The sequence below is a fragment of the Streptomyces sp. NPDC029041 genome, from assembly GCF_040637515.1.
GTDB lineage: Bacteria > Actinomycetota > Actinomycetes > Streptomycetales > Streptomycetaceae > Streptomyces.
The window spans coordinates 116,390-138,488 of the sequence record NZ_JBEZWO010000006.1 but is presented as its reverse complement, the minus strand read 5'-3'; the positions used below and the strand labels follow the sequence as shown (position 1 = coordinate 138,488).

The following is a 22,099-nucleotide window of genomic DNA, read 5'->3' as shown; positions in this document are numbered from 1 at the left end:
AGAAATCGGAGGAGTTCATGTCAGAAGTCCCACCCGTCGTCCTCGGACGCGTCCTTGACCGGCTCCGGGGCCGCGAAGGACTCGCCGACCATGCCGGCGGTGAGGGTCTGGCCGTCGTTCGGGTCGATCAGGATGAACGAGCCGGTGCGGCGGGAGTCGGCGTAGGAGTCGACCGGCAGCGGCTCGGCGGTGCGGATCTTCACCCGGCCGATGTCGTTGGCGACGAGCTGTCCCGGGTGCGGGTGCAGGGACAGGTCGTCGAGCGTGAGGCGGGACGGGATGTCCTTGACGATCGCCTTGACCGTGCGGGTGCCGTGCTTGAGCAGCACCCGGTGCCCGACCGTCAGCGGGGCGTCGGCGACATGGCAGACCGTCGCCTCGATGTCCTGCGTGGTCGCGGGCGCGTCCTTGCTCGGCACGATCAGGTCGCCGCGCGAGATGTCGATGTCGTCCTCCAGCAGGAGGGTCACCGACTGCGTCGTCCAGGCCACGTCGACCGGCTCGCCCAGCAGGTCGATGCCGGCGATCTTCGAGGCGCGGCCCGACGGCAGCACCGTGACGGACTCGCCGACGTGGAAGGAACCGGCCGCGATCTGACCGGCGTAGCCCCGGTAGTCGGGGTGGTCCGCGCCCTGGGGACGGATCACGTACTGCACGGGCAGCCGGGCGTGGCAGTGGCTCAGGTCGTGGCTGACCGGCACCGTCTCCAGGTGCTCCAGGACGGTCGGACCGCCGTACCAGTCCATGTTCGCGGAAGGCTCCACCACGTTGTCGCCGACGAGCGCCGAGATCGGGATCGCGGTGACCTCGGGGACGCCCAGCTCCATCGCGTACGCCGTGAACTCCTCGGCGATGGCGGCGAACACCTTCTCCTCGTAGCCGACGAGGTCCATCTTGTTGACGGCGAGGACCACGTGGGGCACGCGCAGCAGGGCGGCGATGGCCGCGTGCCGGCGGGTCTGCTCGACCACGCCGTTGCGGGCGTCGACCAGGATCACCGTCAGCTCGGCCGTCGAGGCGCCGGTGACCATGTTCCGCGTGTACTGCACGTGCCCGGGGGTGTCGGCGAGGATGAACCGCCGCAGGGGCGTGGCGAAGTATCGGTAGGCCACGTCGATGGTGATGCCCTGCTCCCGCTCGGCCCGCAGGCCGTCGGTGAGCAGCGCGAGGTCCGGGGCCTCCTGGCCGCGGCTCGCGGAGACGCGCTCCACGGCCTCCAGCTGGTCGGTGAGCACCGACTTGGAGTCGTGCAGCAGCCGCCCGACCAGGGTGGACTTGCCGTCGTCGACGGAGCCGGCGGTGGCGAAGCGCAGAAGCGTCGTTTCCGCGAGTTCCTCGGTGGTGATCGTGCTCATCTTTAGAAGTACCCCTCCCGCTTGCGGTCTTCCATCGCGGCCTCGGACATCTTGTCGTCGGCGCGGGTGGCGCCGCGCTCGGTCAGCCGGGAAGCGGCGATCTCCACGATCACCTTCTCGATGGTGTCGGCCTCGGAGTCCACCGCGCCGGTGCAGGACATGTCACCCACGGTCCGGTAGCGCACGAGCCGCTTCTCGACGGTCTCGCCGTCCTTCGGCCCGCCCCACTCGCCGGCGGTCAGCCACATGCCGCTGCGGGAGAACACCTCGCGCTCGTGCGCGTAATAGATCTGCGGCAGCTCGATGCCCTCGCGGGCGATGTACTGCCACACGTCCAGCTCGGTCCAGTTGGACAGCGGGAAGACGCGGACGTGCTCGCCGGGCGCGTGCCGGCCGTTGTACAGGTTCCACAGCTCCGGGCGCTGCCGGCGCGGGTCCCACTGGGAGAACTCGTCACGCAGCGAGAACACCCGCTCCTTGGCCCGGGCCTTCTCCTCGTCCCGGCGGCCGCCACCGAAGACGGCGTCGAACTTCTCCGCCTGGATCTTCTCGGTCAGCGGCAGCGTCTGCAGCGGGTTGCGGGTACCGTCCGGACGCTCCTTGAGGACACCGCGGTCGATGTAGTCCTGGACGGAGGCGACGTGCAGCCGCAGACCGTGCTTGTCGACCGTGCGGTCGCGGTAGTCCAGGACCTCCGGGAAGTTGTGCCCGGTGTCCACGTGCAGCAGCGAGAACGGCACCGCCGCCGGCCGGAACGCCTTCAGCGCCAGGTGCAGCATGACGATGGAGTCCTTGCCGCCGGAGAAGAGGATCACCGGCCGCTCGAACTCGCCCGCCACCTCGCGGAAGATGTGCACCGCCTCGGACTCCAGGGCGTCGAGGTGGGAGAGCGCGTACGGGCTTTCGGTCTCCTCGGAAACGGTGGCGACGGTCGTCGTCATGCCAGTCCCCTTTCGCTGAGCAGGGCGTACACGGACGCCGCGGACTCCTGCACGGTCTGGTTCTGCGACTCGATGCGCAGGTCGGGCGACTCGGGCGCCTCGTACGGGTCGTCGACCCCGGTGAGCCCCGTGAGCTCACCCGCGGCCTGCTTGGCGTACAGACCCTTCACGTCCCGCTCGCTGCACACCTCGACCGGCGTGGCCACGTGCACCTCGACATACGCGGTGCCGTTCGCCTGGTGGCGCTTGCGCACCGCCTCGCGGCTGTCCTGGTACGGCGCGATGACCGGGACGAGGGCCAGCACGCCGTTGCGGGCGAGCAGCTCGGCGACGAAGCCGATGCGCTGCACGTTGGTGTGCCGGTCCTCGCGGCTGAAGCCGAGGCCCGCCGAGAGGAACTCGCGGATCTCGTCGCCGTCGAGCACCTCGACCCGGTGGCCCCCCTCGCGCAGGCGGCCGGCCAGTTCGTGGGCGATCGTGGTCTTGCCGGCGCTCGGCAGACCCGTGAGCCAGACGGTGGCTCCGGTCGTCACGTCACTCTCCTGAATCGTCGTCGTCATCCGTGCAGCCCGCACTCGGTCTTGCTGCGGCCCGCCCAGCGGCCGGCCCGCGCGTCCTCGCCCTCCAGGACCCGGCGGGTGCAGGGGGCGCAGCCGACGGAGGCGTAGCCGTCCATCAGCAGCGGGTTGGTGAGCACGCCGTGCTCGGTGACGTAGGCGTCCACGTCGTCCTGGGTCCAGCGGGCGATGGGGGAGATCTTGACCTTCTGCCGCTTCTCGTCCCAGCCGACCACCGGGGTGTTCGCCCGGGTCGGGGACTCGTCGCGGCGCAGACCGGTCGCCCAGGCCTGGTAGTCCTTCAGACCCTCTTCCAGCGGCTGCACCTTGCGCAGCTTGCAGCACAGGTCGGGGTTGCGGTCGTGCAGCTTCGGGCCGTACTCGGCGTCCTGCTCGGCGACCGTCTGGCGCGGGGTGAGCGTGATGACGTTGACGTCCATCACGGCGTCGACCGCGTCACGGGTGCCGATGGTCTCCTCGAAGTGGTAGCCGGTGTCGAGGAAGACCACGTCCACCCCGGGCATCGCCCGGGAGGCGAGGTGCGCGACCACCGCGTCCTCCATCGACGACGTCACGCAGAAGCGCTTGCCGAACGTCTCGGCCGCCCATGTGAGGATCTCCAGCGCGGAGGCGTCCTCCAGGTCGCGGCCCGCCTGCTCGGCGAGCTTCTTCAGGTCCTCGGCGGTGCGCCCTTCCTGAACGGTCGTCATATCTGTGCCCCTCCGGAATCGGATCGCTTCAGCCCCCGGGCCAGCAGCCCGAGGAACTTCAGCTGAAAGGCCCGGTTGCACGCCGCGCATTCCCACGCGCCGTGCCCGCCGTCGGCGGCCTCGCTCGGACGCAGGTCCTCGTCACCGCAGTAGGGGCAGTAGAACGGTGCCGCGCGCTCGCTCACGACAGGGCCTCCTCGCCGGCCCGCGCCGCCCAGGTGGCGAACCGCTCGCCGTCCTCGCGCTCGGCCTGGAACCGCTTCAGGACGCGCTCGATGTAGTCGGGCAGTTCCTCGGAGGTGACCTTCAGGCCGCGCACCTTGCGGCCGAAGCCGGCTTCCAGGCCGAGCGCGCCGCCCAGGTGCACCTGGTAGCCCTCGACCTGCTCGCCCTGGTCGTCGAGCACGAGCTGGCCCTTGAGACCGATGTCCGCGACCTGGATACGGGCGCAGGCGTTCGGGCAGCCGTTGAGGTTGATGGTGAGCGGCTCGTCGAAGTCCGGCAGGCGGCGCTCCAGCTCGTCGATCAGCTGCGCACCGCGCTGCTTGGTCTCGACGATGGCGAGCTTGCAGAACTCGATGCCGGTGCAGGCCATGGTGCCGCGCCGGAACGTGGAGGGCCGGGCGGTCAGGTCGAGCGCCTCCAGGGCCTCGACGAGCGAGTCGACCTGGTTCTCCTCGACGTCGAGGACGATCATCTTCTGCTCGACGGTGGTCCGCACCCGGCCCGAGCCGTGGGCCTCGGCGAGGTCGGCGATCTTCGTGAGCGTGGCGCCGTCGACGCGTCCCACGCGCGGGGCGAAGCCGACGTAGAAGCGGCCGTCCTTCTGCCGGTGCACACCGATGTGGTCGCGCCACTGCTGCGAGGGCTGGTCGGGAGCCGGGCCGTCGGTCAGCTTGCGCTTCAGGTACTCGTCCTCCAGCACCTGGCGGAACTTCTCCGGACCCCAGTCGGCGACGAGGAACTTCAGACGGGCGCGGGTGCGCAGCCGGCGGTAGCCGTAGTCGCGGAAGATCGAGATGACGCCCTCGTAGACGTCCGGCACGTCGTCGATCGAGACCCAGGTGCCCAGGCGTACGCCCAGCTTGGGGTTGGTGGACAGGCCGCCGCCGACCCACACGTCGAAGCCGGGGCCGTGCTCGGGGTGCCTGACGCCGACGAACGCGACGTCGTTGATCTCGTGCACCACGTCCAGCAGCGGCGAGCCCGAGATGGCCGTCTTGAACTTCCGGGGGAGGTTCGAGTACGCCGGGTTGTTCAGGACGCGGCGCTTCATCTCCTCCAGCGCCGGGGTGGCGTCGATGATCTCGTCCTCGGCGATACCCGCCACCGGCGAGCCGATCATCACACGCGGGGTATCGCCGCAGGCGGTGACGGTCGACAGTCCCACGCCCTCCAGCCGGTTCCAGATCTCGGGCACGTCCTCGATCCGGATCCAGTGGTACTGGACGTTCTGCCGGTCCGTGATGTCGGCGGTGCCGCGCGCGAACTCCTGCGAGATCTCGCCGATGACCCGCAGCTGACGCGTGGTCAGCGCACCGCCGTCGATCCGGACACGCAGCATGAAGTACTCGTCGTCCAGCTCCTCCGGCTCCAGGACGGCCGTCTTGCCGCCGTCGATGCCGGGCCGGCGCTGGGTGTACAGACCCCACCAGCGCATGCGGCCGCGCAGGTCGTTGGGGTCGATCGAGTCGAAGCCCCGCTTGGAGTAGATCGTCTCAATGCGTGTCCGCACATTGAGACCGTCGTCGTCCTTCTTGAACTGCTCGTTGCCGTTCAGTGGGGTGTGGTGCCCCACGGCCCACTGACCCTCACCGCGGTGACGGCTCACCTTGCGGCGCGGAGTCGCGGCGGCAGGCTTCTGCGGGGTGGCGGCCATGGTTGATACGTCCTTCGGGACAGGCGAAAATGCGGCTCTGACCTGCGCATGCGTGCGCATGGGCATAGGGCGCGTCATTGCGCAGGGGTGAGGCAGGAAAGGAAGATGTCGGGCGCGGGCTGAGTACGCTCAGTGCGCCGGACAGATGGCGCTGGACATGCGGCCGAGGTCGACGTGCCGCCGACTCACCAAGGCAATTCCAGTTCCAGACATGACGGAAGCGTGTCACGGCGATCTGGACACAGTCCAGCTTTATCCAAAATGTGGACACCCTTGTCTCGCACAGCAAGACAAGAGTGTCGTTGGTCACACTGGGAGCCGCCGAAGTGTCGGGCCAGGTCAGACGGGGAACGCCCCAGGCCACGGTCCCGGAGTGGCGACCTCCGCCTCCTCCTCGACCTTGGTGTCGAACAGCTTGAAGCCCCGCCGCTGGTAGTTGTCCATCGCGTGCTCGCCGTCCTTGCTGCACGTGTGCAGCCAGACCCGCTTGGTCGGTGTCAGTCCCGCCCAGCGGTCCGCGAGGTCCCAGGCCCGGGCCGTGCCGTACGACAGCAGGTGCCCGCCGATGCGCCGGCCGCGGAAAGCGGGGAGCAGCCCGAAGTAGACGATCTCCACGACCGCGTCGTCCTGCGCCTCCAGCTCCACGAACCCCGCGGGCGTGCCCCGGTCGTACGCCACCCACGTCTCCACGCCGGGCCGCTGAAGGTGCTCCACCCAGCGTGCGTACGGCCAGCCGAGCCGGTCCGTCCAGAGGATGTCGCCGCCCACCGACGCGTACAGGTACCTGCTGAACTCGGGCGAGGGCACCTCGGAGCGGACGACCCGGACGTCCCCGTCCGGCGCGGCGGCCGGCAGCAGGTCGGTCGGGGCGGTCTGCTCCAGGGACCAGGTGGTCACGGCGATGGTGGTCATACGGGTCAGAAAATCATCTGACCCACTCGTCTGTCGATCGGTCCCGTGCCACACCGGTAAGACACCGGGCTCCACGGGGCCGCCGGTCAGTCCAGCGCCCGGTCGACCGACGTCAGCGGCAGCGCGAACAGCGTCCGCCCCGACTGGGACCAGACCTCGCCGGTCTCCTCCCAGTAGGACAGGGAGCCCGACCCGCCGCTCCAGCAGTTGCGCGTCTCGTCCGTGCCGCACTCCGCCGCCCGGGCGCCCTCGGTGTCCTGGCGCCACAGCGTCCCGTGCCCGCCGGGACGGCCCGCCGCGCGGTCCAGGTACCAGCCCGAGCGGTACGCCAGCACTCCCCGCACGTCGGCCGCCTTCGTCTCGTACTCCTCGGTCGGGGCCGCCCGCCCCGAGGAGTCGGTGGTGAGCAGGCCGGAGCGGTCCGGGTCCCGGCTCAGCGCGTAGCGCCACAGCCGGGTGCGCCGGTCGCCGTCCGCGGGCACCCACTCGCTCGCGACCAGACTGTCGGGAGAGGTGCTGCGGTCCAGGGAGACGGTGGCCGGGCGGGGTGCGCCGCCCCCGCCGGGCAGGGTGTACGCGCCGACGGCCGGCAGCACGAACCGGTAACCGTGCGCCGACCAGCCGCCCCGCACCCGGCCGACCGCGTCGGACTCGACGGTGGCGCGCTGGATGCGGTCCATGTCGTACACGTACAGCGCGTCCCGGCTTCCCTCGCGGGTCGTCACCAGCAGCTTGTCCTGGTACCAGACCATGCCGGACAGGGCGGAGGCCAGCCCCCGGTAGTCCCGCCCGCCGTCCACCGGGACCGCCAGCAGGGCCCAGGTGTAGCGCAGAGCGCCGGGGTCGTTCGCGTCGACGAAGGCGACCTTGGCCAGGCCCTGCCCGGGGGCCGGGCCGTCCAGGGAGCCGCCCTCGGCGCCCCGGGTCCAGCCGGAGAGGATCACGCGGTTGCCGCCCCAGCGGCCGTCGTCGTCCGCGTCGCCCGAGGTCGTGACCGCGCCCGCCCGCCAGCCCCGGGTGTCGGAGCCGCCGAAGCAGTACGCGCGGGTGGCCGCCGGTTCCACCGGCAGGCTGCGCTTCTCGGCGGCCGGGCAGCCGGCCGCGTCCCGCAGCGGCAGGTCCGCGCCCTCCAGCACCGTGCCGACGCCGACCGGCCGGCCCATCTCCGACGCGAGCCGGTCCAGCCACCGCCCTGGCACCCGGCGCTCGGCCAGCGCCGGCTGCCCGGGCCCGCCGGACGCGGCGACCGGCCTGAGAGCCCCGGGGGCGTCGGTGACGGTGGCCTGCGAGGCGCTGATCAGGGTGGCGGCGGCGGTGAGCGCGAGGGCCGTCCCGGCCAGGGTCGCGCGCAGCGCCCTGCCCCGCCTGCGCCGCCGGTGTCTGCCGCGATGCTTCATAACGTCCTCCCAGACGGACCAACTGCGCCTGATGATCCGCACGTTGACGGAGGAGCAGGTGGGGTGGTCCGTAGAGGGATGCTACGGCAGGTGAGCGGTGCGCGGACGAAGACCCCGCAAATATGCGAAAGATGCACTCCGCGGGGCGCCTTGTACGGCACGCGCAGTGAACCTCAGGGCGCCGCCGCCCCGCGACGCCCGCTCACCGCCGGTGCGGTCGAGTGCGGCAGCAGATCCCGGGGGTCGGCGGGGAGCAGCACCTCGACCTCGGCCTTCTCGGCGAACCGGTACGGCCGGTGCTCCAGGAACGCCCCCAGATACCGCCGCACCCGCGACATCTCGGCACGCACCGTCACCGTGCGGGCCGGGTCCCCGAAGACGTCCCCGGCCAGCCCCGAGGCGCTGCGGCCGGAGCGGTGCACGGCGAGGAGATACAGCAACTCCGCGTGCCGGGGACTCAGTTCCCGGACCCAGGAGCCGGCCCCGCCGCGCACCTCCACCGACCAGCGCCGCGCCTGGCTGAGGTCCAGCACGATCGTGGCCGGGCCGTGGGCCGCCGGCTCGTCGCCGGCCGCCCGCACCAGCCAGCCCCCGGCCAGCGGCTCCACCGTGCACGGCCCGAGTGCCGGCAGCCGTATCGGGCCCGCCGACAACGACTTCGGCAGGGCCACGCGCGGCACGTACGGCATGCCGCTGACCGCGGCGGTCCAGCCGTCCGGGTCGACGACCAGGGCACGGCCGCCGAGCCGGGCCAGCACCGGTGCCGCCACCGCGCGCAGCCGCTCCAGCGACTCCGTGTGCATCTCCCGCAGCCGGGCCTCGGCCAGTTTGGCCACCGAACCGACCCAGGCGAGCGTCGCCGGATGCATCGTCTCCAGCGGCCCGCTCACGTCCACCACGCCGAGCAGCCGGCCGTCCCGCGGATCCGTCAGGGGAGCGCCCGCGCAGGTCCAGCCGGCCTGGGAGCGCACGAAGTGCTCCGAGGCGAAGACCTGCACGGGCCGGCGCACCACGGCCGGGGTGCCCACGCCGTTCGTGCCGACGACGTCCTCACGCCAGTCCGCGCCCAGTTCGAAGCCGAGCCCGTCCGCCTTGCGCAGCACCGGAGGGCTGCCCTCGCGCCACAGCACGCGGCCGTCCTCGTCGGCCACCACCATGATGTGGTGGGCGACGTCCGCGGCCGCCAGCAGGCCCTCCCGCAGCACCGGCAGCACATGGCGCAATACCGACGTCTCCCGCCGCCGCTGCACCTCCTCGCGGGACAGCGGGTCCGCCCGCACGTCGTGGTCCGGATCGATGCCGCCGCGCAGCCTCCGCTCCCAGGACCGCTCGATCACCGGCCGTGGTGACACCGGAGCGGGCTGCCCGGCCAGCCGCGCGGCGCGGACCTCGCTGAGGACCCGGGCCGCGCGTGCGCTGTCGACGGCGGCCAAGTGCGTGACGTCCATGCGCGTGCGCCCCCCGGAGTCGCTTTCTGACTGTGCGTCTCATAGTGCCGCCTGCCCCGGGCGGGCGCGCACAGTCCGCACACAGTCGGCAGCAAGTTGCAACCCCCTGCAACCCTGGTGGACGGCCCGGCCGTGTCCGAAACTTGATCCGCGCCGTCCCGAGCGGCGTTCAGCGGCTCGAACGGGCCAGTGCGGCGGGGGTGGTGCCGTGTCGGCGCAGCACCACCCTCGCTCCTCGCGGACGGGGCACCTTCACCTACCGCGCCAGCGGCCGGATCAGGACACCGGCCGGGCCCGCTCCACCACCGACGCGAGATCCAGCGTGTGCGGCAGCGTCCCGAAGGCCGCGCCCCCGTCACCGCCGAGCCGCCCCGCGCAGAACGCGTCGGCGACCTGCGGCGGCGCGAAACGGACCAGCAGCGAGCCCTGGAGCACCAGCGCGAGCCGCTCCGCCAGGCGCCGTGCCCGCCCCTCCACGCCCTCCAGGTCGGCGAGTTCGGTCAGCAGGTTCTTGATGGCCGCGTCCAGGCGGTGATCGGCGCCGCGCGCCTGCCCGACCTCCCGCAGATACGCGTCCAGAGCCCCCGGCTCACGCTGCAGCGCCCGCAGCACGTCCAGCGCCTGGACGTTGCCCGCGCCCTCCCAGATCGAGTTCAGCGGCGACTCGCGCACCAGCCGCGGCATCTGGGACTCCTCGACGTAGCCGTTGCCGCCGAGGCACTCCGCGGCCTCCACGGCGACGGGCGGGCACCGCTTGGTCACCCAGTACTTGGCGGCCGGGACCGCGATCCGCAGCAGCGCCCGCTCCTGCTCGCCGCCGGCGTCGTAGGCCGCCGCGAGCCGCAGCGCCAGCGTCGTCGCCGCTTCCGACTCGAGAGCCAGGTCGGCCAGCACGTTGCGCATGAGCGGCTTGTCGGCGAGCTTCCCGCCGAACGCCTCGCGGTACGTGCAGTGGTGCACCGCCTGCGCCACGGCCTGCCGCATCAGCCCCGCCGAGCCGAGCACGCAGTCGAGCCGGGTCGCCGCGACCATCTCGATGATGGTGCGCACCCCGCGTCCTTCCTCGCCGACCCGGCGCGCCCAGGTCCCGTCGAACTCGACCTCGGCGGAGGCGTTCGACCGGTTGCCCAGTTTGTCCTTGAGTCGCTGGATCCGGAACACGTTGCGCGAGCCGTCCCGCAGCACCCGCGGCACCAGGAAGCAGGTCAGCCCGTCCGGAGCCTGCGCCAGCACCAGGAAGCCGTCGGACATGGGCGCCGAGCAGAACCACTTGTGCCCGGTCAGCTCATAGGTCCCGGCCTCGGCGAGGGGCCGTGCCGCCGTGGTGTTCGCCCGGACGTCGCTGCCGCCCTGCTTCTCCGTCATGCCCATCCCGAACAGCGCCCCGGCCTTGAGGTGCGCGGGCCGCAGCTCACGGTCGTAGACCATGGACGTCAGCCGGGGCTCCCACTCGGCGGCCAGGTCCGGGTCGGCGCGCAGGGCGGGCACCGCCGCATGGGTCATCGACAGCGGGCAGCCGTTGCCCGCCTCGACCTGCGTCCACACCAGGAAGGCGGCGGCCCGCCGCAGATGTCCGGCCGGCCGGCCCCAGGCGGCCGTCAGGCCGGCCGAGACGCCCTTGCCGAGCAGCCGGTGCCAGGAGGGGTGGAACTCGACCTCGTCGACGCGGTTGCCGTACCGGTCGTGCGTGAGCAGCCGCGGCGGGTTCTCGTTGGCCAGCCGCCCCCACTCCTGCACCTGGGCCGAGCCCGAGGTCCGGCCGAGCGCGGCCAGCTCGCCGAGGACCTCCTCGCGCACGTCCGGATCCGCATGCCGGTCGACCGCCTCGGCCAGGGCCCGGTCGGCGGAGAAGACGTCGTACCCGACCAGAGGCGGGACCTGGTTCGTCACGGTGTGGGTGCTGCCTGCCATGCTGCGAACGTACCCCGCGGTAGCACCTTGGCACCCGGTGGACCCGGACCTGTCCGCGAAGACCCGGCCTGTGGGTGAGTGGGGCCGGGCTCGACGGATACCGTTAGGGGGTGCAGCCAGCAAGTGAAACCCCCGACACGCCCTCCGGGCGCCTCCACCGGGCGCGGGCCCTCTACCGGAACGTCTCCAAACGCAGGACCGCCTGGCTGTTGGTCAAGGACACCGTCAACTCCTGCGTCGAGTACCGCATCCTGGGCCTCGCGGCCGAGGCCGCGTTCTTCACCCTGCTGTCGGTGCCGCCGCTGCTGCTCAGCATGATCGGACTGCTCGGTTACGTCGACGCCTGGACCGGCGCCGACACCATCCAGAGCCTCCAGACCAACCTCCTGGAGGCCTCCCGCACGGTCCTGTCCGACCAGGGCGTCCGGGAGATCGCCCAGCCGATCCTGCACGACGTGATGAAGGGCGGCCGGCCGGACGTCATCTCCATCGGCTTCCTGTTCGCCCTGTGGTCGGGCTCCCGCGCGGTGAACGTCTTCATCGACACCATCACCGTGATGTACGGCCTCGACGGCGTCCGGGGCATCGTCAAGACCCGGCTGATGGCCTTCCTGCTGTTCATCGTGGCCCTGCTGATCGGCTCCGTGGCGCTGCCGCTGATGGTGGCCGGGCCGGACGCGGTGGTGCGGATCGTGCCCTGGTCGACGACGGTCGTGCAGGTCCTGTACTGGCCCACGGTGATCCTGCTGTCGATCGCCTTCCTGACCACGCTGTACCACGTGTCCGTCCCGGTCCGTTCCCCGTGGATCGAGGACGTGCCCGGCGCGCTGGTCGCCCTCGGCATGTGGGTGCTCGGCAGCTTCCTGCTGCGGATCTACCTGACCAGCACGGTCGAGGGCCCGACGATCTACGGCTCCCTCGCCGCGCCCGTCGCCGTGCTGCTGTGGATCGGTGTGTCCGCGTTCGCCGTGCTCGTCGGGGCCGCCGTCAACGCCGCCATCGACCGGGTCTGGCCTGCCGCCGCGACGGCCGCCGCCCGCGAGGCCAACGAGCGGCTGCGGCAGGCCCAGGTCGCCGAGTACGTCGCCCGCGCCACCGCCACGGGCGAGACCGACCCCGACATGCCCTCCGAGTTCCCCGAGCGCTGGTCCCGCTTCCTGCCCCCCGAGGACGTCTCGGCCCGCCTGCGCACCCATGTGAAGAGCACGCACGTGAAAAGCACCCAGGTGAAGAACACCCATGTGAAGAACACCGAGGTCAACGGCGGGGGGCAGCCGCCCCATGACACCTGACGGGCGAGACCCTCAGGCCTTCCAGGTCCCCGCCGCGGCCTCCTCCCGCACGAAGTCGCCGAAGTCCCGGGGCGCACGGCCCAGCACTTCCCGCACCCCGCCCGAAACGTGCGCGTTGCGGCCGTCGAGGAGGGTGTCGAAGATCTCCGTCATCCCCGCCACATCCTGCGGCGGCACACCGAAGCCGATCAGCGCCTCCGCGTAGTCCCGCGTCGGCACCGCCCGGTACGTCAGCGGGCGCCCGGTCGCCCCGGCGATCTCCGCGACGGCCTCCCCGAATGTCAGCAGCCGCGGCCCCGACAGCGTCAGGGTCCGCCCCGCGTACCGGTCGCCGGACGCCAGCGCCGTCACCACCACGTCCGCGATGTCCCGCACGTCGAGGAACGGCTCGGCCACCTCACCGGCCGGGAACACCAGCTCCCCGCGCTCCCGCAGCTCGTCGACCAGCGGCCCCTCACTGAAGTTCTGCGCGAACCACGCGGCCCGTACGACCGTCCAGTCCGCCCCCGAGGCGTGCAGTGCCTCCTCGGTCGGCAGGGCCTGGTCCTCGCCCCGCGCGGACAGCAGAACCAGCCGCCGCACCCCGAGCCCGGCCGCCTGGCGCGCCAGCGCGCCGACCGCCTCCGCGGCGCCCGGAGCGCCGACGTCCGAGGGCAGGGCGAGGTAGGCCGCGTCCGCGCCGCGCAGGGTCCCCGCCCAGGTCGAGCCGTCCCACCAGTCGAAGCCCGTCGCCCGCGACGCCGCCCGCACCGTCAGCCCGGCCGCCTCCGCGGCCCGCGCCACCCGGCTCCCGGTACGCCCCGAGGCGCCCGTCACCACCACCGTCATCCTCCGCGGCTTCCGAGCGGCGTTCACTGCCGAGTTCGTCGTCGCGTTCTCGTTCGCGTCTTCGGTCGCGTTTCCTGCCGTGTCCTGCGCCGTGTTCGTCATGTGGTCGAGTCAACTGCCGTGCGCCGTGCGCAACCATCGCTGAACGGCTCATTCCCATACGCCCGCGTCTACGCTGACCGCATGGACGCTCTCGCAGGTCTGCTGGAAGGCCCCCGCGCGCGGGGCGCGTTCATGATCAGGGCCTGCTTCGACCCGCCCTGGGCGGTGCGGGTGGAGGACCGGGCCCCGCTCACGGTGATGCTCGTCGTCCGCGGCGAGGCCTGGGTCGTGCCCGACGGGGGCGAGAGCACGCGGCTGCGGGCCGGGGACCTCGCCATCGCCCGCGGCCCGGACCCCTACACCTGCGCCGACGCCCCCGGCACGGCACCGCAGGCGGTGATCCTGCCGCACCAGGAGTGCCGCTATCCCGACGGACGGCCCCTCAACGGCTCCATGGACCTGGGCGTCCGCACCTGGGGCGACCGGCCCGACGGGGAGACCGTGCTGCTGATCGGCACCTACCCCATGCGGGGCGAGGTCGGCGGGCGGCTGCTGGACGCCCTGCCTCCGCTGCTCACCCTCACGTCCGACGTGTGGGACTGCCCCCTGACGCCGTACCTCACCGAGGAGATAGTCCGGGACGAGCCGGGGCAGGAAGTCGTCCTGGACCGGCTGCTGGACCTGCTGGTCATCGCCGCCCTGCGGGCCTGGTTCGCACGCCCCGAGGCAGAGGCACCGGCCTGGTACCGGGCCCTGGCCGACCCGGTCGTAGGCGGCGTCCTGCGCCTCCTCCAGGACGACCCGGCCCATCCCTGGACCGTCGCCGCGCTCGCCGCGAAGGCCGGGGTGTCCCGAGCGGCGCTGGCCCGCCGCTTCACCGGCCTGGTGGGCGAACCGCCCATGGCCTACCTCACCGGCTGGCGCCTCGCCCTCGCCGCCGACCGCCTGCGCGACTCCTCCGACACCCTCGACGCGGTGGCCCGCAGGGTGGGCTACGGCAGCGCGTTCGCCCTGTCGACGGCGTTCAAGCGGGTGTACGGGGTGAGCCCGGCGGAGTACCGGGGGAGGGCGGCGTAGAGGGCAGAGGGTCCCGGGGGGGTCGGGGGGCCGGGGGGAAGGGGGAGGCCGTGACCGCCGGCGCCGGGGGATGGGCCGCGTCGTCGCGTAGCGGCCTGGGCGCGCTGCCTGCGGGTGTGCCCGCGCGTGCCGGGCCGGGCGGCACGGGTGGACAAGGCGCCGGCCGGCGGATGCGCGAGCCGGCGGACACCGGGGTGAGCGGGGGCAGGCCCGGGCGCGCCGCCGGGTCGCGGCGTAGCGTGGCTCGCGTGTATCTGGAGCGGGCTTCGCGGCTGCCCGGGGCGGTCGTGTGGACCAACACCCCGTCCGGGGCCGGGGCGGGCCGGGTGCTGCCCGACGGGTGCATGGATCTGCTGTGGCACGACGGGCGGCTGATGGTCGCCGGGCCCGACACCCGTGCCCACCTCCCGGACGGTGGGACCGGCCCCTGGGCGGGAGTCCGCTTCTACCCGGGCACGGCCCCGGGACTTCTGGGCGTGCCGGCGCACGAGCTGCGTGACCGGCGTGTCGACCTCACCGATTTGTGGCCGGCCCGGCGGGTGCGGCGTCTGGCCGACGGTGTGAACTCCGCCGCCGACCCGGCGAGCGGCCTGGAGGACCTGGCGCTGCGGCAGGCAGCCGATTCCGGACCCCCCGACCTGCTGCTCCGGCAGGTCGTCACCGCCCTCGACGCGGGCCGCCCCGTCGCCGCGACCGCCGACGAACTCGGGCTCGGCCCGCGACAGTTGCACCGGCGTTCCCTGGCCGCCTTCGGCTACGGCCCCAAGACCCTGGCCCGCATCCTGCGGCTGCACCGCGCCCTCGCACTGGCCCGGGCCGGTGTGCCGTTCGCGGAGACCGCCGTCCGGGCCGGTTACGCCGACCAGGCTCATCTGGCCCGTGACGTACGGGAGTTGTCGGGCCTGCCGTTGGGTGAGCTACTCAGCGGCTAGCGGTGCGAACAGGTCCACCCCGTTGCCGTCCGGGTCGTGCACGACGGCGTACCGCTGCCCCCAGAAGGCGTCCCACGGCTTGAGCTCGCCGTGGTACCCGGAGCCGGTCAGCTCGCCGTACAGCGCGTCCACCTCCTGCGGCCCGTCGCAGCGCAGGGCGAGTGAGGCTTGGCCCCCGCCCGTGGGGCGCTGCCACCCGGGCAGGAAGGAGCGGACCGTCTCCTCGGTGTCCAGCATCAGCCGCAGCCCGCCGGGCAGCCCGGTCTCGGCGTGCGGCTGGTCCTCGGCGCCGTCCGGGAAGGCGAACCCGAGCAGGCGGTAGAAGGCGACGGAGGCGGCCATGTCGGAGACGACCAGGCCGATGGCATCGAATCGTGCAGTCATGAAGTCACCGTAGGCAGACACAGGAGACCCGGTCTTGAAGAAAACGGACGCCTCGGGCCCGGGCCCCGGCGCCGGAGCCCCGGGCCCGTGACCGCCCTGAACGACGCCCGGGCACCCCCGCCGCGCCCGCGCACGACGCCTTCCCTGCGCGCACTCGCCCCTACGTCCGCGGCGTTGTCCCTACGCGCGGCGGCGCCGTGCTCGCCCGTTCCACCAGCCGCGTCGACAACTCCGTGCGCGTGCTCTCCGGACAATGGCCGTCCATCACGCGCAGCAGCGACCGCAGCGCGGTGGCGGCCATCTCCGAAAGGGGCTGGCGCACGGTGGTCAGGGCGGGGGAGGCCCAGCGCGCCTCCGGCAGGTCGTCGAAGCCGACCACACTGATGTCGTCCGGTACCGCCAACCCCCTCTCGGCCAAGGCCTGGTAGACGCCCAGCGCCATCAGGTCCGAGCAGACGAAGACGGCGGTCGGCGGCTCGGGCAGGTCCAGGAGTTCCAGCATGCGTCGGTGGGCGACCTTCTCGTCGAACGAGGCGTGCCGGACGTACTCGGCGCGGTGCCGGATCCCTGCCGACGTGAGCGCCGAACGGTATCCGGCGATCCGCGCGGTGCTGCACATCGTGCGCCGGGGACCGGCGATGACGGCGATCCGCTCGTGGCCCAGGGCCAGCAGGTGCTCCGTGGCCGTCAGGCCGCCCTGCCAGTTCGCCGCCCCGACCGAGACCACGCCCTCCGGCGGCTCCTGCACCGGGTCGATCATCACGAACGGGATGCGGTGCTGTTCCAGCCACGCGTACTGCGAGTCGCTCAGCTCCGCGAGGTTGAACAGCACGCCGGAAGAGCCCCGGGCGACCAGTTTGTCCAGCCAGCCGCGTTCCGGCCGGCCGACCCGGGAGCGGATCAGCGCCGCCGACACCACGACCTCCAGGCCCGCGTCGTGCGCCGCCTCCTCCACGCCGTGCAGCACCGCGCCCGACCAGGAACTCTCCAGCGAGTGCACGACCAGGTCGACCAGCCGGGGCGCCTTCGCCGCGTCGAAGCGGGGTCTGCGCACGTACCCGAGCCGGTCGAGCGCCTCGGTGACGCGGCGACGGGTCTCCGGTGCCACGTCCTCGCGGCCGTTGACCACCTTCGACGCGGTCGGCACCGACACCCCCGCCTCGCGCGCCACGACCGCCAGCGTCGGACCGGCCGCCACGTTCGCACTCGCCGTACGGACCATCGGGAACCCACCTCTCCGGCCCGTCCGAGGGCCGTGGAAAGTTTCGACCAGCGCTGCACACGGCGGTCACGGGGTCCAGCCGGGCAGAAAGCGCTTCCTATCGTAGGTGGGGTGCCGGACGGCGGGAAGGCAAGGGGCTTGAGTGCTTCTCGCCAGTCAAAACTTTCGAAACCCCGAACAGTGCCTCAGCCGGGTGTGCAGGTCAGCCGAAAGCCGGTGAAGTCCGCCGTGAACGCCGCCTCCACCAGGTCCCGGGCGTGGATCCCCGCCTCGCGCCGGTGAACCGCAGCCGGGAGCGGCCGGGTCCGCCCCGTCCGGGCGATGCTCCACCACCACTACGGGCGGCGCCTGCTCCTCGACGACCGGTACCTCGCCCGGATGTGCTTCTCCGTCGCCCCCCCGGAGGGCGGGGGAGGTGACCACGGCACCACCAGCGGCGGGTTCGACCGGCTCGGCTCCGGCGCGCTGATGTACGCCGAGTGACCCGAACAGCCCCCACACCCGCTCGTGCCCCGGAATACCGGGCCACAATGAGGTGCTCTGATCTTCACGGTGCACGAGCGCGGTGAGGGGGCTGGTGGACGGATGACGGCAGACCGGACGGACCCGCAGGCGGACCCCGTGGTGAGCACGCCCTTCGGCGCTCTCCGAGGCCGGTACGAGCGCGGTGTCGCGGTCTTCCGCGGCATCCCGTACGCGGCCCCTCCCTTCGGCCCCCGCCGCTTCCGCCCGCCCGTGCCGCTTCCGCCCTGGGACGGTGTCCGCGACGCCGCTGCCTTCGGCCCCACCGCGCCGAAACCGCCGTACTCCGACGCCTTCGCCCACTACCTGTCCGACCCGGTCGTGCCCGGCGACGACTGCCTCAACCTGAACGTCTGGACCCCGCAGCCCGACCCGAAGGCCCGCCTCCCCGTCCTCGTCTGGCTGCACGGCGGGGCTCTGACCAGGGGCTCCTCTGCCGTACCCGTGTACGACGGGCATGCCTTCGCCCGTGACGGCGTGGTCTGTGTGTCCATCAACTACCGGCTGGGCGTGGAGGGCTACGGACTGTTCCCGGACACGCCCCCGAACCCGGGCCTGCGCGACCAGATAGCCGCCCTGGCCTGGGTGCACGAGGCCATCGGGGCTTTCGGCGGCGACCCCGGCCGCATCACCCTCTTCGGCCAGTCCGCCGGGGCGATCAGCATCGGCGCCCTTCTCGCCGCCCCGCAGACCCAGGGGCTGGTGCGGCGGGCCGTCCTGCAGAGCGGGCCACCCGAGGTGTCCGAGCGGGCCAAGGTACGGCGGATGGTCCGCCGGATGGCCACCCGCCTGAAGATCCCGGCCACCGCCGAGGCGTTCGCCGCCGTCGACCGCGATCTGCTGCTGCGCACCCAGGCCGAGGTGGGCAGACTGAGCAGCCCGGTGGTCGGCGGGCCCGCCTTCGGTCTCGTCATCGACGACGACGTCGTCCCGCGCGACCCTCTCCGGGCCCTCACGGACGGCGGCGCGGCCCCCGGGGTCGAGCTGCTGCTGGGCTGGACCCGCGACGAATACCGACTGTGGCTGGTGCCGGGCGGCCTCCTGGAGCGCGTCGACCGCCTCGGGGCCGTCGCCCTCGCGGGCGCCATGGCCCGCTGCCACTGCGGCAGCGAGGTCCCGCGCGGCTACCGCACCCTGCACCCCGAGGCCGGCACCGCGGAGACCGTCGGCCAGCTGGTCACCGACCATCTGCTGCGCACACCCCTGCACCACCTGGCCGACGCCCGCACGGAACCGTCGTACGTCTACGAGTTCGCCTGGCCCTCGAACCTGCCCGGTCTCGGTGCCTGTCACGCGCTGGAGCTGGGCTTCGTCTTCGACACCGGGGACGTCCCCGAGTCGCGCAAACTCGCCGGTGAGGGCGCCCCGCGGGAACTGGCCGACGCGATGCACGGGGCGTGGGTCCGCTTCGCCACGGAGGGCGACCCCGGCTGGGAGCGCTGGGACCCGGCCCACCCGGTGCGCGTCTTCGGCGACCGGGCGCCGGACGCCGAGAACGGCCTGGCGTACACGGCGTACGGCCCCCGGGACCGTGAACTCGCCTTGTGGAGGGCCGACGCCCTCAAGCCCGCGGAACCCCTGCCTCCGGCCGTCCCCGCCGACGACTTGTCCGGCCGCGGTGCGGAACTGCGGTCAGCCGTACGGCGCCTGCGCCGCTCGGGCGCTCTGCGACGGCACTGACGCCGCCGCCACCGGGCGGGGTGTTCGGTAATCTGTTCGCCCGGGAGGGCCTGAAAGCTGCTGCCAGGAGGCCATGGCAGCCTCGGCCGTGGACCACGTCCCCTGACCACGGACGCGGCACGGCCTTCGGCCCCCGCCCGCAGGACGGACCACGAGACGACGGGGGACACCGGTGACGACCGATCACGCCTTATCGGCGGTGGGGGCGAGCAGCCCACCGCCGGAGCCCGACACGGTCATCGACGTGCGGGATCTGCGCATGCGCTACCGCAGCCAGGACGTACTGAAGGGGGTCGGCTTCACGGCCCGGCGAGGCGAAGTCGTCCTGCTGCTCGGTCCGAACGGCGCCGGCAAGACGACCACGATCGAGATCCTGGAAGGCTTCCGGATGCGCTCGGCCGGGGACGTGAGCGTCCTCGGCACCGATCCGGCCCGTGGAGACGAGAGGTGGCGCGCGCGCCTGGGCATCGTGCTGCAGTCCTGGCGCGACCACGGCAAGTGGCGGGTGCGGGAACTGCTGGCCCACCTCGGCTCCTACTACGCGCCGTACTCGACGGCTCTCGTGCGACGCCCCTGGGACGTGGACGATCTCCTCGCCGCGGTGGGGCTGACCGAGCAGGCGGACCAGCGGGTCGGGACTCTCTCCGGTGGGCAGCGCAGGCGGTTCGACGTGGCCGTCGGCATCGTGGGCAGGCCCGAGGTGCTGTTCCTGGACGAGCCGACGGCCGGTCTGGACCCGGAGGCGAGGAACGAGTTCCACGGCCTGGTGCGCGGGCTCGCGGACGAGAACACCACCGTTCTGCTGACCACGCACGACCTCGCCGAGGCGGAGAAGCTCGCCGACCGGATCCTCATCCTGGCCGGTGGCCGGATCGTGGCCGACGGCTCGGCCGCGGAGCTGTCACGTCAGGCATCGGCCGAGGCCACCGTGCGCTGGACGCGGAACGGGCGGCCGTTCGAGGAGGCCACGGCCGAGCCCACCCGGTTCGTCCGTCGGCTGTTCGAGGAGTACGGCGAGGCGATCGGAGGGCTGGAGGTGCGCCGAGCGAGCCTGGAGGACACCTACCTGACGATGGTGCGGGACATCGAGGCGGGCCGGGTTCCCGGCGAGCGGGCGGTGCAGGCTTTCGGGGAGGGTTCGGGATGAGTCCGGTGTGGCATGCGGCGCTGGTCGGGGTACGGCGCGGCTGGACGGAACTCCGGCACACGTTCACCACCGGCCAGGACGTGTTCGGGTACGTGCTCTGGACGGTTCTGCTCGTCGTGCCGCTGTTCCTGGCCAGGGACGATGCGCTGAAGGGCGCCGGGATCTCGCTCGGCGCGTTCATGTTGCCGAGCGTGCTGGGGATGACGCTCGCCTTCACCGGGATGACGACCACGGCGCAACTGCTCGCGACCGAGCGCGAGGACGGCACCCTGCTGCGGGCCAAGGCCGTGCCGCACGGCATGGTCGGCCACCTGGTCGGCAAGATCGTCATGGTCTCGGGTACGGCTCTCGCCTCCATGGCGTTCCCCTTCGCCGTCGGCGTGTTCCTGGTCGACGGGGTGGCCCGGCAGGGCGGCGGAGCGTTGCTGACGCTGGTGTGGGTGGTGCCGCTGGGCCTCCTGGCCACCTTGCCGGCGGGCGCCGTCATCGGCTCACTCGTCAGCAGTCCGCGCACCTTGGCGTTGCTGATGCTTCCGGTGGTGGGACTCGTCGTGATCTCCGGGATCTACTTCCCGCTGTCGGAGCTGCCCGCGTGGCTGCGGACCGTCGGGCAGGTCTTCCCCATGTACTGGCTCGGACTGGGTCTCCGCTCGGCGCTGCTGCCGGCCGATGCGGTCGCCGCCGAGATCGGGGCGTCCTGGCGGCACCTGGAGACAGCGGGAGCGCTGGGTGCCTGGGCGGTCGCCGGGCTCCTCCTCGCCCCCTCCGTCCTGCGCAGGATGGCCCGCCGGGAATCCGGGGCCGCGATGGCGGAACGGCACCGGAAGGCGATGCAGCGGGTCGGTTAGGAACGTGCCGTCACGGCACCGGGCGCCACCGAGTCCCGTACCGGGCGCCCCGGAAACGCACCTGCTGCGGCGGGGCGTTACGCCGTCCTCAGCGCTTCTGCGATGCCCGAGACGGCGTCCGGCCCCACCCGGCAGCAGCCGCCGATCAGCCGGGCTCCCGCCTGCTGCCAGCCCTTGACCTGGCCGGCGGTGAAGCTGGAGCGGCCGGTCCAGGCACGCGCCCCGGCGTCCCAGGTCTCGCCGCTGTTGGGGTAGACGACGACGGGCTTGCCGGTGACCCGCGCCGCCGTCGCCACGGCGGCGTCCACGTCCTGCGGCGCGCAGCAGTTCACCCCGACCGCGATCACCTCGTCCGCCTCGGCGGCAGGGGCGAAGGCCTCCTCCAGCGGCTGCCCCGCACGGGTGCGGTCACCGGCCACGGAGTACGTCAGCCAGGCCGGCACCCCGAGCCCGCGCACCGCCCGCAGCAGGGCTGTGGCCTCGTCGGCGTCCGGGACCGTCTCCAGGGCGAGGACGTCGGGCCGGGCCGCGGCCAGGACCTCCAGGCGCGGCCGGTGGAAACGCTCCAGTTCGTCCACGCTCAGCCCGTAGCGACCCCGGTACTCCGAACCGTCCGCGAGCATGGCCCCGTACGGACCGGCCGAGGCGGCCACCCACAGGGGCCGGGAGACGCGCGCCCGCCGGGCCGCCTCCCGGGCCGACTCCACGCTCAGCGTCATGAGTTCGGCCGCCCGGTCGTGGTCGATCCCGCGTCCCGCGAAGCCCTCGAACGTGGCCTGGTAGCTGGCCGTGATGGCCACGTCCGCCCCCGCCCGGAAGTAGGCGAGGTGCGCCTCGGTCACCGCCTCCGGCTGCTCGGCGAGCAGCCGGGCCGACCACAGCTCGTCGCTCAGGTCGTGACCGGCCGATTCGAGCTGGTTGGACATGCCTCCGTCGAGGACGACCGTCCCGGCGGCGAGGGCTTCTGCGAGGGAGAGGGTGCTGGTCATGCCGACGACGGTAGTCGACGTTCCGG

22 protein-coding genes are annotated in these 22,099 nt (G+C 72.8%); 7 read left to right on the top strand and 15 right to left on the bottom strand.

Features of this window, described 5'->3' with window-relative positions:
- Window positions 1-20: 20 nt before the first annotated feature.
- The 11 genes from AB0F04_RS16795 to AB0F04_RS16745 all read right to left on the bottom strand — a co-directional run bounded on the left by AB0F04_RS16795 (window position 21) and on the right by AB0F04_RS16745 (window position 11,110).
- Window positions 21-1,355, bottom strand: a complete 1,335-nt coding sequence (locus AB0F04_RS16795; protein WP_362042194.1) for a GTP-binding protein — start codon at window positions 1,353-1,355, stop codon at window positions 21-23.
- A gap of 2 nt (window positions 1,356-1,357) precedes the next feature.
- Window positions 1,358-2,296 (bottom strand): sulfate adenylyltransferase subunit CysD, encoded by a 939-nt coding sequence (gene cysD, locus AB0F04_RS16790; protein WP_362042192.1) that lies wholly within the window; start codon window positions 2,294-2,296, stop codon window positions 1,358-1,360.
- A complete protein-coding gene (cysC, locus tag AB0F04_RS16785; RefSeq protein WP_362042190.1) occupies window positions 2,293-2,829 on the bottom strand; it encodes an adenylyl-sulfate kinase in 537 nt (178 codons plus the stop codon). Before cysC ends, cysD begins: the two co-directional genes overlap by 4 nt.
- 23 nt (window positions 2,830-2,852) lie before the next feature.
- On the bottom strand, window positions 2,853-3,563 hold the full coding sequence (locus tag AB0F04_RS16780) for a phosphoadenylyl-sulfate reductase (RefSeq protein ID WP_362042189.1): 711 nt from the start codon (window positions 3,561-3,563) through the stop codon (window positions 2,853-2,855).
- The gene (locus tag AB0F04_RS16775) at window positions 3,560-3,748 is read right to left on the bottom strand and encodes a hypothetical protein (protein ID WP_362042187.1); all 189 of its coding nucleotides are present in this window, start codon (window positions 3,746-3,748) and stop codon (window positions 3,560-3,562) included. Before AB0F04_RS16775 ends, AB0F04_RS16780 begins: the two co-directional genes overlap by 4 nt.
- Window positions 3,745-5,442, bottom strand: a complete 1,698-nt coding sequence (locus tag AB0F04_RS16770; RefSeq protein WP_362042185.1) for a nitrite/sulfite reductase — start codon at window positions 5,440-5,442, stop codon at window positions 3,745-3,747. The genes AB0F04_RS16775 and AB0F04_RS16770 overlap by 4 nt, the downstream gene beginning before the upstream one ends.
- 129 nt (window positions 5,443-5,571) lie before the next feature.
- A complete protein-coding gene (locus AB0F04_RS16765; RefSeq protein ID WP_311241247.1) occupies window positions 5,572-5,655 on the bottom strand; it encodes a putative leader peptide in 84 nt (27 codons plus the stop codon).
- 126 nt (window positions 5,656-5,781) lie between these two features.
- Window positions 5,782-6,354 (bottom strand): GNAT family N-acetyltransferase, encoded by a 573-nt coding sequence (locus AB0F04_RS16760; protein ID WP_362042184.1) that lies wholly within the window; start codon window positions 6,352-6,354, stop codon window positions 5,782-5,784.
- An 86-nt stretch (window positions 6,355-6,440) separates the two neighbouring features.
- Complete coding sequence (locus tag AB0F04_RS16755) at window positions 6,441-7,751, bottom strand: hypothetical protein (protein ID WP_362042183.1); 1,311 nt, start codon at window positions 7,749-7,751, stop codon at window positions 6,441-6,443.
- A 173-nt stretch (window positions 7,752-7,924) separates the two neighbouring features.
- Complete coding sequence (locus tag AB0F04_RS16750) at window positions 7,925-9,199, bottom strand: GAF domain-containing protein (protein ID WP_362042182.1); 1,275 nt, start codon at window positions 9,197-9,199, stop codon at window positions 7,925-7,927.
- A gap of 276 nt (window positions 9,200-9,475) precedes the next feature.
- Entirely contained in the window at window positions 9,476-11,110 is a 1,635-nt protein-coding gene (locus AB0F04_RS16745; RefSeq protein WP_362042180.1) for an acyl-CoA dehydrogenase family protein, read from the bottom strand.
- A gap of 110 nt (window positions 11,111-11,220) precedes the next feature.
- Here AB0F04_RS16745 and AB0F04_RS16740 point away from each other — a divergent pair, with 110 nt between their 5' ends.
- Window positions 11,221-12,402: a YihY/virulence factor BrkB family protein gene (locus AB0F04_RS16740; protein ID WP_362042178.1), complete on the top strand. Its 1,182-nt coding sequence runs from the start codon at window positions 11,221-11,223 to the stop codon at window positions 12,400-12,402.
- 12 nt (window positions 12,403-12,414) lie between these two features.
- Here AB0F04_RS16740 and AB0F04_RS16735 read toward each other — a convergent pair whose 3' ends face one another.
- Window positions 12,415-13,230: an NmrA family transcriptional regulator gene (locus AB0F04_RS16735; protein ID WP_362042801.1), complete on the bottom strand. Its 816-nt coding sequence runs from the start codon at window positions 13,228-13,230 to the stop codon at window positions 12,415-12,417.
- Window positions 13,231-13,413: 183 nt separating this feature from the next.
- Between AB0F04_RS16735 and AB0F04_RS16730 the strand changes: the two genes are divergently transcribed.
- Together AB0F04_RS16730 and AB0F04_RS16725 are read left to right on the top strand one after the other, a co-directional pair.
- Window positions 13,414-14,349 carry an AraC family transcriptional regulator gene (locus AB0F04_RS16730; RefSeq protein ID WP_362042176.1) on the top strand — a complete coding sequence of 312 codons (936 nt, stop codon included), beginning with the start codon at window positions 13,414-13,416 and terminating at the stop codon, window positions 14,347-14,349.
- A 248-nt stretch (window positions 14,350-14,597) separates the two neighbouring features.
- Complete coding sequence (locus AB0F04_RS16725; RefSeq protein ID WP_362042174.1) at window positions 14,598-15,281, top strand: helix-turn-helix transcriptional regulator; 684 nt, start codon at window positions 14,598-14,600, stop codon at window positions 15,279-15,281.
- Here the strand turns inward: AB0F04_RS16725 and AB0F04_RS16720 are convergent.
- Window positions 15,267-15,665, bottom strand: coding sequence for a VOC family protein (locus tag AB0F04_RS16720; RefSeq protein WP_362042173.1), 399 nt, complete (start codon window positions 15,663-15,665; stop codon window positions 15,267-15,269). The two genes, AB0F04_RS16725 and AB0F04_RS16720, sit on opposite strands and share 15 nt — an antisense overlap.
- A gap of 160 nt (window positions 15,666-15,825) precedes the next feature.
- Window positions 15,826-16,887 (bottom strand): substrate-binding domain-containing protein, encoded by a 1,062-nt coding sequence (locus tag AB0F04_RS16715; RefSeq protein ID WP_362042171.1) that lies wholly within the window; start codon window positions 16,885-16,887, stop codon window positions 15,826-15,828.
- Between the two features lie 321 nt (window positions 16,888-17,208).
- Here AB0F04_RS16715 and AB0F04_RS16710 point away from each other — a divergent pair, with 321 nt between their 5' ends.
- The 4 genes from AB0F04_RS16710 (at window position 17,209) to AB0F04_RS16695 (ending at window position 21,084) form a co-directional block, all read left to right on the top strand.
- Window positions 17,209-17,370 carry a hypothetical protein gene (locus AB0F04_RS16710; protein ID WP_362042169.1) on the top strand — a complete coding sequence of 54 codons (162 nt, stop codon included), beginning with the start codon at window positions 17,209-17,211 and terminating at the stop codon, window positions 17,368-17,370.
- 102 nt (window positions 17,371-17,472) lie between these two features.
- Window positions 17,473-19,089 carry a carboxylesterase family protein gene (locus AB0F04_RS16705; RefSeq protein WP_362042167.1) on the top strand — a complete coding sequence of 539 codons (1,617 nt, stop codon included), beginning with the start codon at window positions 17,473-17,475 and terminating at the stop codon, window positions 19,087-19,089.
- A gap of 172 nt (window positions 19,090-19,261) precedes the next feature.
- Window positions 19,262-20,236, top strand: a complete 975-nt coding sequence (locus AB0F04_RS16700) for an ABC transporter ATP-binding protein (protein WP_362042165.1) — start codon at window positions 19,262-19,264, stop codon at window positions 20,234-20,236.
- On the top strand, window positions 20,233-21,084 hold the full coding sequence (locus AB0F04_RS16695) for an ABC transporter permease (protein WP_362042163.1): 852 nt from the start codon (window positions 20,233-20,235) through the stop codon (window positions 21,082-21,084). The genes AB0F04_RS16700 and AB0F04_RS16695 overlap by 4 nt, the downstream gene beginning before the upstream one ends.
- Before the next feature lie 77 nt (window positions 21,085-21,161).
- Here the strand turns inward: AB0F04_RS16695 and mmuM are convergent, their stop codons facing one another.
- On the bottom strand, window positions 21,162-22,073 hold the full coding sequence (gene mmuM / locus AB0F04_RS16690; protein WP_362042161.1) for a homocysteine S-methyltransferase: 912 nt from the start codon (window positions 22,071-22,073) through the stop codon (window positions 21,162-21,164).
- Window positions 22,074-22,099: the final 26 nt, after the last annotated feature.

What these genes read in the sequence shown, in the direction of transcription:
- AB0F04_RS16795 (WP_362042194.1), bottom strand. Translation starts at nt 1,355, where the DNA reads ATGAGCACGATCACCACCGAGGAACTCGCGGAAACGACGCTTCTGCGC.
- cysD (WP_362042192.1), bottom strand. Translation starts at nt 2,296, where the DNA reads ATGACGACGACCGTCGCCACCGTTTCCGAGGAGACCGAAAGCCCGTAC.
- AB0F04_RS16780 (WP_362042189.1), bottom strand. Translation starts at nt 3,563, where the DNA reads ATGACGACCGTTCAGGAAGGGCGCACCGCCGAGGACCTGAAGAAGCTC.
- AB0F04_RS16770 (WP_362042185.1), bottom strand. Translation starts at nt 5,442, where the DNA reads ATGGCCGCCACCCCGCAGAAGCCTGCCGCCGCGACTCCGCGCCGCAAG.
- AB0F04_RS16765 (WP_311241247.1), bottom strand. Translation starts at nt 5,655, where the DNA reads ATGTCTGGAACTGGAATTGCCTTGGTGAGTCGGCGGCACGTCGACCTC.
- AB0F04_RS16760 (WP_362042184.1), bottom strand. Translation starts at nt 6,354, where the DNA reads ATGACCACCATCGCCGTGACCACCTGGTCCCTGGAGCAGACCGCCCCG.
- AB0F04_RS16755 (WP_362042183.1), bottom strand. Translation starts at nt 7,751, where the DNA reads ATGAAGCATCGCGGCAGACACCGGCGGCGCAGGCGGGGCAGGGCGCTG.
- AB0F04_RS16750 (WP_362042182.1), bottom strand. Translation starts at nt 9,199, where the DNA reads ATGGACGTCACGCACTTGGCCGCCGTCGACAGCGCACGCGCGGCCCGG.
- AB0F04_RS16745 (WP_362042180.1), bottom strand. Translation starts at nt 11,110, where the DNA reads ATGGCAGGCAGCACCCACACCGTGACGAACCAGGTCCCGCCTCTGGTC.
- AB0F04_RS16735 (WP_362042801.1), bottom strand. Translation starts at nt 13,230, where the DNA reads ATGACGGTGGTGGTGACGGGCGCCTCGGGGCGTACCGGGAGCCGGGTG.
- AB0F04_RS16730 (WP_362042176.1), top strand. Translation starts at nt 13,414, where the DNA reads ATGGACGCTCTCGCAGGTCTGCTGGAAGGCCCCCGCGCGCGGGGCGCG.
- AB0F04_RS16720 (WP_362042173.1), bottom strand. Translation starts at nt 15,665, where the DNA reads ATGACTGCACGATTCGATGCCATCGGCCTGGTCGTCTCCGACATGGCC.
- AB0F04_RS16715 (WP_362042171.1), bottom strand. Translation starts at nt 16,887, where the DNA reads ATGGTCCGTACGGCGAGTGCGAACGTGGCGGCCGGTCCGACGCTGGCG.
- AB0F04_RS16710 (WP_362042169.1), top strand. Translation starts at nt 17,209, where the DNA reads ATGCTCCACCACCACTACGGGCGGCGCCTGCTCCTCGACGACCGGTAC.
- AB0F04_RS16705 (WP_362042167.1), top strand. Translation starts at nt 17,473, where the DNA reads ATGACGGCAGACCGGACGGACCCGCAGGCGGACCCCGTGGTGAGCACG.
- AB0F04_RS16695 (WP_362042163.1), top strand. Translation starts at nt 20,233, where the DNA reads ATGAGTCCGGTGTGGCATGCGGCGCTGGTCGGGGTACGGCGCGGCTGG.
- mmuM (WP_362042161.1), bottom strand. Translation starts at nt 22,073, where the DNA reads ATGACCAGCACCCTCTCCCTCGCAGAAGCCCTCGCCGCCGGGACGGTC.